The following is a 14,071-nucleotide window of genomic DNA, read 5'->3' on the forward strand; positions in this document are numbered from 1 at the left end:
ATTAGCGGGGAATAGCGGTGAAGCTTAGACCGCCGCTTCCTGCGCCGGCTTGCGGCGCAGCAGAGCGTAGAGAATGATCGCGCCGAACGTGGCGGTGCCGATGCCGCCGAGGCCAAAGCCGCCGAGCTTGAGCGAAAAGTCGCCCGCGCCGAGCACGAGCGTGACGGCGGCGACGATGAGGTTGCGGTTGTCCGAGAAGTCCACCTTGTTGACGACCCAGATGCGCGCGCCCGTCACGGCAATCAGACCGAACACGACGATCGAGACGCCGCCGAGCACCGGGCCCGGAATCGTCTGAATGACGGCGCCGAACTTCGGCGAGAAGCCGAGCACGAGCGCGATGACCGCGGCGATCACGAACACGAGCGTCGAGTAGATTTTCGTCACGGCCATCACGCCGATGTTTTCCGCGTAGGTCGTCACGCCCGTGCCGCCCGCGAAGCCCGAAACGATCGTGGCGAGGCCGTCGCCGATAAACGCGCGGCCCACGTAGCGGTCGAGGTTGTAGCCCGTCATGGCGGAAACGGCCTTGATGTGGCCGAGGTTTTCCGCCACCAGAATCACGGCGATCGGCACGAGCAGCGTCATGGCGTGCGGGTCGAACACGGGCGCGGTGAACTTCGGCATGCCGAACCAGGCGGCATTTGCGACGATCGAAAAGTCGATCGGCTTGCCGAGGCCCATGCCGTTCGTGATGATCGCGTAAATCACATAAGCGATCAGCAGGCCAACGAGAATCAGCAGGCGCTGCAGCATGCCGCGCGTGAACACGGCCACGCCGCCCACGCAGAGCACGGTGACGATCGCCATCCACGAGTCGAAGGTCGAACTGCTCACGCCCTTCACGGCGATGGGCGCGAGATTGAGCCCGATCACGCAGACGATCGCGCCAGTCACCACGGGCGGCATGAGCGTTTCGATCCACTTGGTGCCGACGGCCGAAACAAGCAGGCCGATCAGCGTATACACCACGCCGCACGCGATGATGCCGCCGAGCGCCACGGGAATGTTGGGATTGGCTCCCTGCCCGCCGTAGCCCGTCACGGCGATCACGAGGCCGATGAACGCGAAGCTCGAACCGAGATAGCTCGGCACGCGACCGCCCACCACCACGAAGAACAGCAGCGTGCCGACACCCGACATGAAGATGCAGAGGTTCGGGTCGAAGCCCATGAGCAGCGGCGCGAGCACGGTCGAGCCGAACATGGCGACGACGTGCTGCACGCCCATGGCGAACATCTGCGGCCAGGCGAGGCGCTCGTCGGGGGCGACGACACCGCGGGTGTCACCCGTCTGCGCGCGCCAGCGGGGGAAATAGGAGTCGGACATGGGTTCCTCTTGTCGGCGTGATTTGCGGTTTTGGTTCTGGTTTTGATTGTTGGCGCCTCGAAGCAATGGCCGCCCTTGATGCAGATCAGGCGGGAGTGTACGGAGCCGCAATCCGCGTGGCAAGCCGGATGTCAGGCGTCCGAAACCATGCCGGCGTTCGCCGATACGAGGTCTTAAGTGAATGCCGAATGGAGTTTCAGACTCCTCCTATATTCGGGGCAGGATACGAGACCTAGACTTTCGTTGCTGCGTGACCCCATGACAGTTCATGCAGAGGTTGTAGGTTGTAAGTTGTAAACTCTCCGACTTCTCCGCTCTCGCTCCCCCGCTTGAGCGGTTTTTTTTGCCCGCTCAATCTGAGTTCCTCTTTGCCCCACTTTGGCCGTTCGTGCGTTCAAGCGAATGCGGCTTGCGCGAACGCCCGCGCATAGTCGCGCACGTCTTCCGGCCAGGGTGCATTCGCCGCTTCGAAACGGCTTCGCTCGCCCGCGTAGAGCGCACGCAACGCCTCCTCATAGTTTGGCAAATTGCCGGCCAGCGCGGTCATGAAGCGATGCGCGGCTTCCTGGGCCGCGCGCACGCGTTCGCGTGCCTCGCTCGCGTGGCGTGCCGAATCCACGAGTCGGCGCAACACCACGGAGGCGCCGCCGGGCTGCGCGCCGAGCCAGTCCCAATGACGCGGCAGCAGCGTCACCTCGCGAGCGACCACGCCAAGCTTCGGGCGGCCGCGGCCGCGCGGGGCGTCTTCCTGTGCTTCTTCGTCTACAGCATTCAGCGCCGCTGCGGCCTGCTCGCTGCTTGCCTGCGCGACGAGTCGCGCCTCGATCTCTCTTTTCGTGCCGCGCAGATCGAACTCCACCGGACGCGCGTCGCGGTCGTCGAAAACCAGCACCGCCGCGCCGTTTTCGTTGCCTTCACGCTCGAGTTCCGCCTTGACCGCCAGCGCCACCTGAAGCGGCGCGCCCCGCGCAATCAGACGCGTGCCCGCAAATGCCGTGCAACTGTTCGCCACCACCATCGTTTTTCTCCTTCTTGATTTCCAATGATGGGCGAATATTACCCGGGTAAATTACGGTGCGCAATATCATCCGGGTAAAATTTGATCGTGGTCAGCCGGTGCGGCCTTCGAGATCCGCGCCGCGCGCGTCGTTGGTCGCTGCCGGCAGCCATGCCGCTACGCGGTTGCGGCCCGAACGCTTGGCCGTGTAAAGCGCCGCGTCGGCGGCGTCGGTCAGCGCGCGCCAGTCTGCAAACCCGCTTTGCGTCGTGCACGCCACGCCCACGCTCACGGTCAGCACGCCGTTGGGGCTATCGGCGTGCGGCAGCGCCAGCGCCTCGATCGCGGCGCGCACCTTCTCGGCCAGCGCGAGCGCCTGGGCCTCGCCCGTTTCGGGCAGCAACAGCACGAACTCCTCGCCGCCGTAGCGCGCAGCACAGTCCGCCGCGCGGCGTGCGTGCGCGCCGAGCGCATGCGCAACGGCTGCGAGCGCGTCGTCGCCCGCCAGGTGGCCGTAGCGGTCGTTGTAGCGCTTGAAGCGGTCCACATCGATCAGCACGAGCGCGAGCGGGCTGCCCGAGCGGCGTGCGCGCGCCCATTCGTGGTCCGCGCGGGTTTCGAAGGCGCGCCGGTTCGCGAGCGACGTGAGCGCATCGGTGCCCGCCTGCACGCGCAACTCCGCCTCCACCGCGCCACGCTGGCGCAACTGGCGCGTGAACATCAACGCGAGCGCGATCAACGAAACGTCCAGCACTGCCGTGAGCGTGCCGATGATCCAGGCGCGTACGCGCCATTCGCGGTAGATGTCGTCCGCCGCGACCGCCACGCTGAACACGAGCGGATAGCCTTCCACGCGTCGCAGCGCGAACCAGCGCCGCACGCCGTCTATCGGGCCGAGCGAGAAAAAACCGGTAGCCTGCGACCGCTGGAAACGCTGGAAGAGTTCGGATTCCGCAATGCTTTTGCCGATCAGTTGTGGATCGTACGGGCGGCGCATGAGCAGCGTGCCGTCTGCGAGCGTGAGCGCCACCGTGCCGTTCGTGCCAATGTTCACGCCACCGAACAGGTGCCGGAAATAATCGAGCCGCATCGTGCCGACCACGACGCCCGCGAACGAGCCGTCGGGGTTCGAGAGACGGCGGCTCATGCCGATCGTCGCGTTGGCGGGACCGTTGCGTGGAATGAACGGATGGCTCAGAAAGAGTCCCGCGTGCGGCGAGTCGCGCTGCGCGATGAAATAGTCGCGGTCGGCCACATTGAGCACGCGCGGCGGCACCGAGCGCGAATCGAAGACCACATCGCCCGCCGCGTTGGTGACGAAGATCGCACCGAGATTCTTTGCCGTGGCCGAGCGGTCGAACAGCACGTTCTGGCGAATGTCGGCGGGCAGCGCGGCGAGACGCGGATCGTCAATGGCGTCGATGACGGCTTGCAGCGAAAGGTCGTAGACGTCGAAATTGCGCGCGGTGTCGCGCTCGAAAAGCAGTGCCATGTTGGAGGCGGAAGCGCGGGCGCTCGCAAGCGCGTCGTGCCGCATTTGCGCCATGACCCACGCGGCGACCAGCGTCAGCACTGCGGCGAGCGCAATGCCGATGGCAAGCACGGCGTTCGGTCGGCGGATGATCATCTCGGGCCTTCGGGGGCTGGCCTTGCACGGGCGCCGGTTGCCAGGCGCTTGCCTGCGCCCGACCGCGGACGATGTCCGGCGCCCCGCGCGCCGGGGTGCAATCGAGTGTACAACGGCCGGCGGACGCATGCTGTGCGTATGCATTCATCCTCGCATGCCGCGTGATGCGTTGCTATGCGGGCAAGTCCGGTTGGGGGTGGTTGTTTGGGGCGGGGCTCGTTTTTTGCGCCCTATTCTCCTGAATAAAGTGTGGTTTCGAGAGGCGCATTGTTTTTGTTATTTTGGATTCCTCTGCTTTATGGCGAGACTCCGTATGAGCGTGTCATGCCGCGTGGTCAGTCGCCGCGCACGCCGACGATTGCGTGCGCCTCGATCCACGCGCGCCATTGACCACCGAAGTCGAAAGCCGGGTCGATGTCGAATGCCTCGGCAAGCGCCTTGTCGAGCGTGGCGCCGTCTTGCAGTGCGACGAACGCTGCGTGCGCGGCGTGCGTGTGCACGAGCACTGTAGGCCGCCATTGCGGCCGGACCACGAGCGCCCACGAGGGCACGTCCACCCGCTCAGGCCATACGCCGTCCGGCTGATGCGCCCGCCAGATCGCCACGGCGTCGAAGCGCAAGGCGAGCGCAGCGCATGCCGGGTGCACCACGAGATGCGATTGCGCAAGACGCTCTGCGCCGAGCGCTTGCCATTGCTGCGCGTCGAGCGGCGCAGCATTCGCTGCATAGTTGGCCGTATGCAACGCCCATTCGAGTCGCGCGACATCGCCGAAATACGCGTAGCGCGCATCAGGCTCGTAACGCTTGATGAATTCAGGCAACTCCGCACCGAAGCGGTTCAGGTCCGCATCGCGCGAAGGATACGCGCGCGCGTACGCTAGCGCGAGTGCTTCGAAGTAGGTCTCGCCAGTTAGGGCCGCGAGGACTGGATAGGCGTTCGCGAGCGCAAGCCGCCGCGCCGCGCGAGCGTTGCCGCGATAAAGGCCCATGCGCTCGTGCAGCAGTGCTGCATCGGCGGGAAGCATCTCGTTGGCGAGCGCCGCATCGCCGTCGGGATCGTCCAACGCGGCGGCGAAGGTTTGCTGCATCGCTTCCAGTGTGTCGCGCGCGGTCATGAGCGCAACTCCTTCGCGATTTGTGCGTGCTTCGCGAACCGTTCGCGCGCGAGACGCGCCTCGTCGAGCAGCACCTCGAGCGACGGTACCGCCGTGTCCCACTCGATGAGCGTGGGCGTCGCGCCAAATCGCTCGAGTGCGGTCTCATACAGAGACCAAACCGCCGGCGCGACGCGCGAGCCGTGATCGTCGATCACGGCGGCAGGCGTTGCGCGATGCCCCGCCAGATGAATCTCGCCGACGATCTGCGGCGGCAGTGCGGCCATTGCCGCCAGTGAATCTTCAGCGTGGTTGCATTGATTCACGTACAGATTGTTCACGTCGAGCAGCACGCCGCAGCCCGTGCGCTGCGCGAGCGCCGCAAGGAATTCAGCCTCGCTGCGGGTATCGCCGCGAAATCGTACGTAGGTCGAAACATTTTCGATCAGTACAGCGCGGCCCAGCGCGTCTTGCATCTGCGAGACGCGCGCGCTCAAGTGATCAAGTGAGACTTGCGTGAGCGGCATTGGCAGCAGATCGTGCAGCGCGCCTTGTGCGCTCGCGCCCCAGCATAGATGCTCGGACACCAAAGCGGGCTCGATGCGCGCCACCAACTGCGCAAGCCTCGCGAGATGCGCCGTATCGAGCGGCGCAGCCGAGCCAAGTCCGAGCCCCACGCCGTGCAGGCTCACCGGCAAATCGCGCCGTACGGTTTCGAGCACATGCAGGTCGTAGCCGCCATCACCGAAGTAGTTCTCGCTGTGGACCTCGACCCAGTCGACGGCAGGCGGCCCCGCCATGAAGGCCTCGAAATGCGCGTGACGCAGGCCGATGCCCACGCCACTCAATGCGCCTCGCGCGCTCACCTTGCGCCCGCTTTTTGGCACACCCGCTCAGCCTCGAGGCTCATTTTTCCGGCGTGCCGCCCAGCTTCGCGCACGTGCCCTTCGGCATGGTCTTGAAGTCGCCCTTGTCGTGATCGACCTTGGCTTGGCCCGCGCAATCGTGCACGCCGGTCTTGCTCGAACAATCGTTCTGGCCGGCCTTAGCGACGCCGTAGCAATTCACGGTGTCGTCCGCGTGGGCCACGCCCGCACCGGCCGTCGCAAGACCCGCCAGCGCGGCGGCAATCAGTGCCTGGCGGCCGAGAGAGTTCTTCATTGCGTTTCTCCTTGAACTTCGAAATGGTTTCGCAGCAAGCAATTGGGATACGCAGCCGTCGCAACGCGCGGCCTCGCGCGCCCTATTTTGCCTCACCACGCGACGCCCGGCCCGGCCGAAGCGCCGCAGGCTCACGGAATTATTGCAGTTCAAGTAATGATGTTTGCTGGATTGCGGTGTTTTTCTTTGAAGTGCACTGCAATAAAGTCTCACTAACGATTCGAGCAACAAGATTGTTACGAACCGACCACATAATTTTCGGAGGTTGTTACCATGAAGAATCTGATTGCTGCTGCACTCGCCGCTACCGTCCTCGCCGCTCCGGCCCTGTCGTTCGCACAAGCCGAGCAAGCGCCCGTGACGCGCGCTCAAGTTCGCGCCGAACTGGTCCAGCTGGAAAAGGCCGGCTACCGTCCGAACCTGTCGAGCCCGTACTATCCGGAAGACCTGCAGGCTGCCGAGGCGCGCGTCGCCCAGCAGAACGGCGCAGCGCAAGCCACGGCTTACGGCGCATCGACGAACGGCAGCGTCCAGTCCGGCACCCGCGCCCCGAACATCAAGCCGACCTACTTCGGCCAGTAATCGCGGCGCACGCGTGGTGCCAGTGCACGACGCGTAGCTTCGCTTGGCGGGCCCGCTCTCCCAATTGAGAGAGAGCGGGCCCGCCGTTCATTTCTAAGCCGCGCGTGCAACGCGCCCGGCGGAAAGAGCGGCACGCCCACGAAAACCTCCGCCGCCGGAAATCCGGTGGCTTTGCCCGGACTGCGGTCCGGGCCTTTTTCCTCCTTCCCTCTCGCGTCGCATGCGGCCCGCTTTCCCAGCGCGGCCGCCCGGCTCAAAAGCCGTGGGTCACGAGCGAGAGCACGGAAAGATCGGGGTGCGTGCCGTCGATGATGCTGCGGCCCACGTGCACCGCCTCTTCGGTGGCGTCCTGCTCGCTGCGCCAGGTTTCGTCGCCGTCCGCGTGATAGGTGACCGTGTGGCCCGGCTTCGCGGGATTCGCGCCGGGATGGCACACGTAGGCCGTATAGGTGTAGCGGTTCGCGCCCTCTTCGGTTGGCGTGGCGCTGACGTGGATCTCGAAGCCTTCGTAGTCGACCTGATGCATCGCAAGCGGTTGAGCGCTCATGGTGACCTCCGGGTGCCGCGGGTGAGCGGCTGCGGGCTATCCGGCCGATGGGTGTGCAGCCGGGCGTTCGGTATTGGGAAGTTTAGGCGATGGGCCCCGGGCGGGTGGCCTACTATTGCATGGCGATCCACCACCCTGGGAGCTTAGCCATGGCATCGAACACCGTCCGCCTGCACCGCGTGCTGCGCGCACCGCCCGAGCGCATCTATCGCGCGTTCCTCGACGCCAGCGCGGTCGTGAAATGGCTGCCGCCCAACGGCTTCACGTGCACCGTCCATGAACTCGACGCGAAAGTCGGCGGCCGTTACCGGATGTCGTTCAAGAATTTCACGGCCGGCCACGGTCATTCGTTCGGCGGCGAATATCTCGAACTCGTGCCGAACGAGCGATTGCGTTACACCGGCGTGTTCGAGGACGAGCACCTGACCGGCACCATGCAAACGACGGTGGAATTGCGCGCGGTGTTTTTCGGCGCGGAAATGACCGTCGTGCAGGAAGGCATACCGGAGATCATTCCGGTCGAGGCGTGTTATCTCGGCTGGCAGGAGTCGCTGGGGTTGCTTGCGAAGCTCGTTGAAGCCGAAATCAGCCAGTAAGTAGAAAGGGGCTCGCGCCCCTTTCTTTTCTCGACCGCGTGCTTGTTCAATACCCGAGCGCGCAGCCATCCTTGCGATGATCGGATGCACCGGTCAACACGCCACGCTCCCAGTCGATACGAATAGCCTGCGAGCCGCCAATCGGGCCGGCTGCCGGCACGAGCTTGAAGCCGCGATCGGCAAGCGCCGCACGCGTGTTGTCCGGCAATGTCGATTCGATTTCCACAGTCCCGGTACCCGGGCGCGGGAAGACGCGCGGCAGATCCATCGCGGCCTGCATGTCGAGGCCGTAATGCAGCACCTTCGAGAGGAAATGCGCGTGGCCCATCGCCTGATAGTGGCCGCCCATCACGCCGAAGCTCATCTGCACGCGGCCGTCGCGTGCAACCATCCCCGGGATGATGGTGTGCAGCGGACGCTTGTGCGGCGCGATGGCGTTGGGATGACCCGGCTCCACCGAGAAGCTCATGCCGCGGTTGTGCAGCATCACGCCGGATTCCTTGCCCATCAGCCCGCTGCCGAATGGATAGAACAACGAATTGATGAAGCTCACGCAGTCGCGGTCGCGATCGACTACGGTGATGTAGACCGTGTCGCGGTGCTCGACCTGGGTGATCGCGGCGGCCGGGTCCAGCACGCTTTCAAGGTCGATGCGGCTACGCAGTTTGTCGACGTACTCGTCGGACAACAGGCGATCGACGTCGACGGCACCATGACGCGGGTCGCCTAGCACGGCGTCGCGCACCGCGTACGCGAGCTTCGCCGCCTCGATCTCGCGATGCAGACGGTCGGCGTCGAGCGGGCTGCCTTCGGCGTCGTATTTGTCGAGCAGGCGGAGCAACAGCAGCGCGATGACGCCCTGCCCCGCAGGCGGACATTCGATCACGTCATAGCCCTGGAATTTCGCGCGGATCGGCGTGACGTACTCGCCGTGGAATTGCGCGAAGTCTTCCAGCGTGTGCAAGCCGCCATGCGCCTGAAGTTGCGCGACGAGATCGGCAGCGACCGCGCCTCGGTAGAACGCGTCGCGGCCCGTTTCGGCGATGGCGCGCAGCGTGTTTGCGAGGCGCGGCTGACGATGCGTCGAGCCGGCGCGCGGCGCGGCGCCATCCACGAGCATGGTCGTGCGCGCTACGGCGTCACGCGAAAGCGTTTCTACCTCTGCGGCCCAGTCGTGCGCGGTGCGCGGCGCGACGGCGTAGCCTTCCTCCGCGAAGCGGATTGCCGGTGCGAGCACGTCGCGCAGCGGCAGGCGGCCGTGGTCGCGATGAAGCGTGGTCCATGCGTCCACCGCGCCCGGCACCGTGACTGCGTGCGGCGAGTGGCGCGCAATCGTTTCTATGCCCATTGCGCGCAAGCGCTCTGCGCTCGCTGCGGCGGGGGCCCAGCCCGAGCCGTCATAGGCGATTACCTCATCCGTGCCGCCGCGCGAATAGAGCGCGAAGCAGTCGCCGCCCACGCCAGTTGAACCCGGTTCGACTACGCACTGCACCGCACACGCGGCAATTGCGGCGTCCATGGCGTTGCCGCCTGCAGCGAGAATCTGCACGGCCGCGAGCGTGGCGCTCGGATGCGAGGTTGCGGCCATACCATTGCGAGCCATGACGAGCGAGCGGCCCGGCGTTTCGAAGTTACGCATCGAAGCGTTCTCCTCTTTGGTGTCCTGATGATGTTTTATTTCACGTGACGCTACATCGCGGCTACGTCTTTTACGCGGACGCGGGCATTGCAGTGCGCAACGTGCGCTTCAAGAACGTCTGCGTGCGCGGATGCGAAGGCGCGGTGAAGATGCGCTCGGGCGGTCCCTCTTCGATCAGCTCGCCCTGGTCGAGCACGACCACGCGATCGGCCACCTCGCGAGCAAAGCCCATTTCGTGCGTGACGACGACCATCGTCATGCCGTCTTCGGCAAGCTCCTTCATCACCTGCAGCACTTCGCCTACGGTTTCCGGATCGAGCGCACTGGTGGGCTCGTCGAAGAGCAGCACCTTCGGCTGCATGGCGAGCGCGCGAGCGATGGCGATACGCTGCTGCTGGCCGCCGGAAAGCTGCGACGGATAGTGGTCGGCGCGATCGGCAAGACCCACGCGCGCGATCAGCGCTTTTGCCTGCTTGACCGCTTCTTCGCGCGGCATCTTCAGCACGTGAATGGGCGCCTCGATCACGTTCTCCAGCGCCGTCATGTGCGGAAACAGATTGAAGCGCTGGAACACCATGCCGATATCGCGACGCTGCCGTGCAAGCTGGCGCCCGGAATCACGCACCAGCGTGCCGTTCGGGCGCTCGACAAAGCCGAGCAGATGGCCGTTCACGCGCACCCGCCCGCTGTCGTACGACTCGAGCAGATTGAGGCAGCGAATGAACGTGGTCTTGCCCGACCCGGACGAGCCGATCAGCACCACCACCTCCCCCTTCGCAACGCTCAACGAAATGCCGTTGAGCACCTTGGTCGCGCCGAACGACTTGTGAATGTCCGACGCCTCGATGACGATTTCGCGTGCTTCGTTCATGTCAACGCTCATGTCAACGTCCCCGCAGCAGTTTCATCGTTTGCGCGCCAAAGAGACGCGTATTCGCAGCCGGCTTCGCCTCGCCGCGGCCGAAGTGCGCTTCGAGCCGCCGCTGCACGAAGCCCCAGAGCGTGGTGAGCGCGAGGAAGTAAATGCCGAGCACGAGATACAGCTCGAACACACGGAAGTTCACCGATGTGATCATCTGCGTGCTGAGCAGCAGTTCCGGCACGCCGATCACGCTCACGAGCGTGGTGTTTTTCAGCATGACGTTGAACTCGTTGCCAAGCGGCGGCACGATGATGCGGAACGCTTGCGGCAGCACGACGCGGCGCATGAGCAGCACCGAAGTCATGCCAAGCGAGCGCGACGCTTCGTATTGGCCTCTGTCCACCGAACTCAAGCCCGCGCGAATGATTTCCGCCTGATATGCCGCCGAATTCATGCCGAGCGCGAGCACGGCGGCCTGAATGTTGCCCGGCAGCGAGATGATGCCGAAGTCGAGATCGTGAAAGTGAAAGATGTTCGCCGCGGCAAATGCGGTGTACAGAAACACGATCTGCATGAGCAACGGCGTGCCGCGCATGACCCAGATATAGCCGCGCGCGAGATACTGCACCGGCAAGCTCGACGAAAGCCGCATGAGCGCGACGATCAGGCCGAGCGTGGCACCGAACACGATCGCGCAAGCGCTGATCGAGAACGTGAGCCACAAGCCGTGCAGATACGCCGGGCTCGGGTCTAGCAGGAATTTCCGGAAGATTTCCCAACTGAAATTCATGGCGTCACCCCGCGCTCACAGGCGATCGTTTTCGAGCTTCCAGGTGGCGAGCATCTTGCTGTAGCGATCGCTCTTCACGAGATCGGCCACGGCTTTCGCGACCGCCGGAGAAAGCGGCTCGCCCTTGCGCGCGCCAATGCCCGTTGCGATGCGATTGAAGCCCGGCACCGCCTCCTCGAACATATCGCCCGAGACCTGCTGGAAGTGCGCAGCGCTTTCCGCCGTGGTGCCGTAAGCGTCGACCTGATTCAGACGGAAGGCCTGAAATGCATCGGCGTCCGAACTATAGACAACGATGTTCATGGGCTGCTTGCCTGCGGCTTTGAGCTTCTCGTTCTCCTTGTCGAGCAGCGTGCTGATGGTCGTACCGTTGAGCACCGCGACCTTCTTGCCGGAGAGATCGTCGAGCGAGCGCACGTGGCGCGGGTTGCCGCGCGGCACCATGATCGACTGGCTCGAATACATGTAGTCGACGATGTCGATGATCTGGCGGCGCTCCGGCTTGTCGAAGAGCTGACCGATCACGAGATCGCATTGCTTCGCTTGCAGCGCCGGAATCTGCCCGCTGAAGGACATGACCTTCCACTCGACCTTGAGATTGCCGAGCTGCTTCGCGATGTCTTGCGCCACGTCGACGGAGAAGCCGCGCGGCTGCTGGTTCTCGTCGTAGGACGCGAGCGGCGGCGCGTCCATGCTCGAACAGTAGGTGAGCGTGCCGCCTTTCACGAGGCCCAGATCGGCGGCGTGCGCTGCTGATGCTCCGGCTGCTTGTGCCAGAACCGCCAAGCCTGCGCAGGCGGCGAGACGAAGACGCTTGAACTGAATTGCTGACATCGAGAGGCTCCTGGCTGAAAGTGAGCTGCTTGAGGTGCGACGACAGTTAGGATGCCGACACGTCATGCTCGTGACGCGGGCGATTCTAGAAACTTGATGATCTGGGGAACGGTTGATTCGAGGTGCTCGCGTAGCGCTTGCTCAGCTTGCGCTGGGTCGCGGGTGCGCAGTGCGTCGATGAGGATCTGGTGGGCGTCGCGTGCGCGTTTGCGTCTGAAGGTGGCTTGCTCGATCCACAGGCGCATGGGGCCTTCTATCAGCGTGTAGAGCGAGTGGATTTGCTGGTAGAGGCGCGTGCGGCCGCTGATTTCACACAGATATTCGTGGAACGCGCAGTGGCGTTGGACCCAGGTGTCTGTGTCGCCTACGCAAGCGTCCATGTCTTCTAGCAGACGCTGGAGTTTGATTAGGTGGGCTTCGGTGCAGCGGGGTGCGGCGACGCGCATGGCCAGGCATTCGAGCGCGATGCGCATGTCGAAGATGTCCTGGACTTCTTCTACTGTGAGGCCGCGGACGATGGCGCCGCGGTTCGGGCGCTGGATTATCAGGCCTTCGGTGTGGAGCCTTTTGAGTGCTGCGCGCACTGGCATGCGGCTCATTGAGAGTTCTTCTGCAACCGTTTCGGCAACGATGCGCTGGCCTGCTGCGTAGCGGCCTTCGATGATGGCTTCCAGCAGGAAGCGGTAGGCCTCTTCTTCGGCCGTTAAGGCTAGGCCGGTGGTGCTGCGGACGCTGGTGGCAGGCATTTTTGTGCGGTGCGGGAGGACGTCGCTTTGGGTTGCTGTTGTGAGGCAGCGTACTACGAGTGGATTTTTGGATCCAGTCTTTCAAAAAAGATTTGCGGGGATGAGCGTGGAAGGCATGAAGGCCACGAACCCTTGGGGGGCCGTGGCCTTCTTCTAGTGGTGCGAGCTTCGGTCTGCGGTGCGGATCAGTCTGTGGTAATCACGAGCCTTTTGTCCTCCACCGTGATTCTTACGCGCTGACCAGCTTCAAAGCCTGCGAGTTCGAGCCATCGGCCAGCTAGTTTGAACCAGGGGTAAAGCGGCGGGTCAGTTCTTGTCCGCGAGCTAAGGCTGCGGTCCCGCCAAGACTGCTGGATGGTTACGCGGCGTTCAGGATAAGCGTGCGATGCATTAAGATTGGCGTCAGCCATGGTCAACTCCTTAGACGAGTTGGTTTTGGTCAGCGGGCTGCGAGTGCTGGTAACACTCACGGCCCGCGCTTCGTTTACCGCATTGAGGCTCCTTCTACTTCCGTGCTTTCGCGAGCACGGCGTCCAACATTTATCAGACAAACTGCTGTTTGATCTTGGGTAGTTGTTCGATCGCTACGATCCGCCGTTGTAGGCGCGATATCGCACTTCCCTTGCTTGATCGTCGTGTAGCTGGTCTGCACAGCAACTCTTCGAAAGAAAACATCAACCGCTCCACTAGCGCCGGCAACAGCGATGCCGGCACGCGCGAGCGGCCGACTTCATGGTGAGCTAGTGTTTGCTGCGCGATTCCGAGCTCTGCGGCTAAGTATTGTTGCGTCATTCCGCGTGCTCTTCGCGCACTGGCAATGCATTCGCCAAGTTCAATAGAAAACTCTTCGTCTTTCTCGTTCACGGCTAAATCCAAGTCAGGCAGCACACAGTTTAATATAGCGCGTTAAATTCATGAAACACTGATCATTGCAGAGAATTTATTATGATTAAATTTGTGAGTTGCTTCTACTTCACTCATTTTTTAAGGGTTGTTAATCACAATCAGGTTTAATATACGTACTACGAATAGATAGAATAAATACCTCCCCCTTGACCCGCCCAAACTATAGAGCACGCTCAGAAGATTCTGAATTTTATCACCTGATTAGTGAGAAAACTTTCAACCACGTATATACGACAGGGCTGGATCGGCTAGTAAAACCTGCGGGCATTGTTCCTCACGATAGGAACACGAGGAAGAGGTTGCCTGATCTCAAAATCGCTCCTATTTAACCGGGGTAGACTGTTCGCATTGAACAAGGAGA

The 14,071-nt window shown here is 63.2% G+C and carries 16 protein-coding genes; 2 read left to right on the plus strand and 14 right to left on the minus strand.

Annotated features, from left to right (window positions below; all coding sequences use genetic code 11):
- Positions 1 to 24: 24 nt before the first annotated feature.
- The 6 genes from U5A52_RS07590 to U5A52_RS07615 form a co-directional block, all read right to left on the minus strand.
- Positions 25 to 1,329 carry a solute carrier family 23 protein gene (locus tag U5A52_RS07590; protein WP_321907472.1) on the minus strand — a complete coding sequence of 435 codons (1,305 nt, stop codon included), beginning with the start codon at positions 1,327 to 1,329 and terminating at the stop codon, positions 25 to 27.
- Positions 1,330 to 1,723: 394 nt separating this feature from the next.
- Positions 1,724 to 2,347 (minus strand): DUF2239 family protein, encoded by a 624-nt coding sequence (locus U5A52_RS07595; protein WP_321934398.1) that lies wholly within the window; start codon positions 2,345 to 2,347, stop codon positions 1,724 to 1,726.
- A gap of 91 nt (positions 2,348 to 2,438) precedes the next feature.
- Positions 2,439 to 3,953: a sensor domain-containing diguanylate cyclase gene (locus U5A52_RS07600; protein ID WP_321934399.1), complete on the minus strand. Its 1,515-nt coding sequence runs from the start codon at positions 3,951 to 3,953 to the stop codon at positions 2,439 to 2,441.
- A 335-nt stretch (positions 3,954 to 4,288) separates the two neighbouring features.
- Complete coding sequence (locus U5A52_RS07605; protein ID WP_321934400.1) at positions 4,289 to 5,068, minus strand: putative DNA-binding domain-containing protein; 780 nt, start codon at positions 5,066 to 5,068, stop codon at positions 4,289 to 4,291.
- On the minus strand, positions 5,065 to 5,934 hold the full coding sequence (locus U5A52_RS07610) for a DUF692 domain-containing protein (protein ID WP_321934401.1): 870 nt from the start codon (positions 5,932 to 5,934) through the stop codon (positions 5,065 to 5,067). Before U5A52_RS07610 ends, U5A52_RS07605 begins: the two co-directional genes overlap by 4 nt.
- 19 nt (positions 5,935 to 5,953) lie before the next feature.
- On the minus strand, positions 5,954 to 6,208 hold the full coding sequence (locus U5A52_RS07615; protein WP_321907464.1) for a DUF2282 domain-containing protein: 255 nt from the start codon (positions 6,206 to 6,208) through the stop codon (positions 5,954 to 5,956).
- Between the two features lie 273 nt (positions 6,209 to 6,481).
- On the opposite strand from U5A52_RS07615, the gene U5A52_RS07620 reads away from it, so the two are divergent.
- On the plus strand, positions 6,482 to 6,790 hold the full coding sequence (locus U5A52_RS07620) for a DUF4148 domain-containing protein (protein ID WP_233879016.1): 309 nt from the start codon (positions 6,482 to 6,484) through the stop codon (positions 6,788 to 6,790).
- A 253-nt stretch (positions 6,791 to 7,043) separates the two neighbouring features.
- Here U5A52_RS07620 and U5A52_RS07625 read toward each other — a convergent pair whose 3' ends face one another.
- Complete coding sequence (locus tag U5A52_RS07625) at positions 7,044 to 7,337, minus strand: hypothetical protein (protein ID WP_158756737.1); 294 nt, start codon at positions 7,335 to 7,337, stop codon at positions 7,044 to 7,046.
- 149 nt (positions 7,338 to 7,486) lie between these two features.
- Here U5A52_RS07625 and U5A52_RS07630 point away from each other — a divergent pair, with 149 nt between their 5' ends.
- Complete coding sequence (locus U5A52_RS07630) at positions 7,487 to 7,933, plus strand: SRPBCC family protein (protein WP_158756736.1); 447 nt, start codon at positions 7,487 to 7,489, stop codon at positions 7,931 to 7,933.
- 46 nt (positions 7,934 to 7,979) lie between these two features.
- Here U5A52_RS07630 and ggt read toward each other — a convergent pair whose 3' ends face one another.
- The 7 genes from ggt to U5A52_RS07665 form a co-directional block, all read right to left on the minus strand.
- Positions 7,980 to 9,572: a gamma-glutamyltransferase gene (gene ggt / locus U5A52_RS07635; RefSeq protein ID WP_321934402.1), complete on the minus strand. Its 1,593-nt coding sequence runs from the start codon at positions 9,570 to 9,572 to the stop codon at positions 7,980 to 7,982.
- 70 nt (positions 9,573 to 9,642) lie between these two features.
- Complete coding sequence (locus U5A52_RS07640; RefSeq protein ID WP_321907459.1) at positions 9,643 to 10,443, minus strand: amino acid ABC transporter ATP-binding protein; 801 nt, start codon at positions 10,441 to 10,443, stop codon at positions 9,643 to 9,645.
- 13 nt (positions 10,444 to 10,456) lie between these two features.
- Positions 10,457 to 11,224, minus strand: coding sequence for an amino acid ABC transporter permease (locus tag U5A52_RS07645; RefSeq protein ID WP_321907456.1), 768 nt, complete (start codon positions 11,222 to 11,224; stop codon positions 10,457 to 10,459).
- Between the two features lie 15 nt (positions 11,225 to 11,239).
- Positions 11,240 to 12,058, minus strand: coding sequence for an ABC transporter substrate-binding protein (locus tag U5A52_RS07650; protein ID WP_321907453.1), 819 nt, complete (start codon positions 12,056 to 12,058; stop codon positions 11,240 to 11,242).
- A gap of 62 nt (positions 12,059 to 12,120) precedes the next feature.
- A complete protein-coding gene (locus U5A52_RS07655; protein ID WP_321934403.1) occupies positions 12,121 to 12,804 on the minus strand; it encodes a GntR family transcriptional regulator in 684 nt (227 codons plus the stop codon).
- A gap of 185 nt (positions 12,805 to 12,989) precedes the next feature.
- Positions 12,990 to 13,214: a SymE family type I addiction module toxin gene (locus U5A52_RS07660; protein WP_321934404.1), complete on the minus strand. Its 225-nt coding sequence runs from the start codon at positions 13,212 to 13,214 to the stop codon at positions 12,990 to 12,992.
- A gap of 133 nt (positions 13,215 to 13,347) precedes the next feature.
- The gene (locus tag U5A52_RS07665) at positions 13,348 to 13,668 is read right to left on the minus strand and encodes a helix-turn-helix transcriptional regulator (protein WP_321934405.1); all 321 of its coding nucleotides are present in this window, start codon (positions 13,666 to 13,668) and stop codon (positions 13,348 to 13,350) included.
- Positions 13,669 to 14,071 lie beyond the last annotated feature (403 nt).

The organism is Paraburkholderia sp. J8-2, assembly GCF_905220195.1.
Taxonomy (GTDB): Bacteria; Pseudomonadota; Gammaproteobacteria; order Burkholderiales; family Burkholderiaceae; genus Paraburkholderia.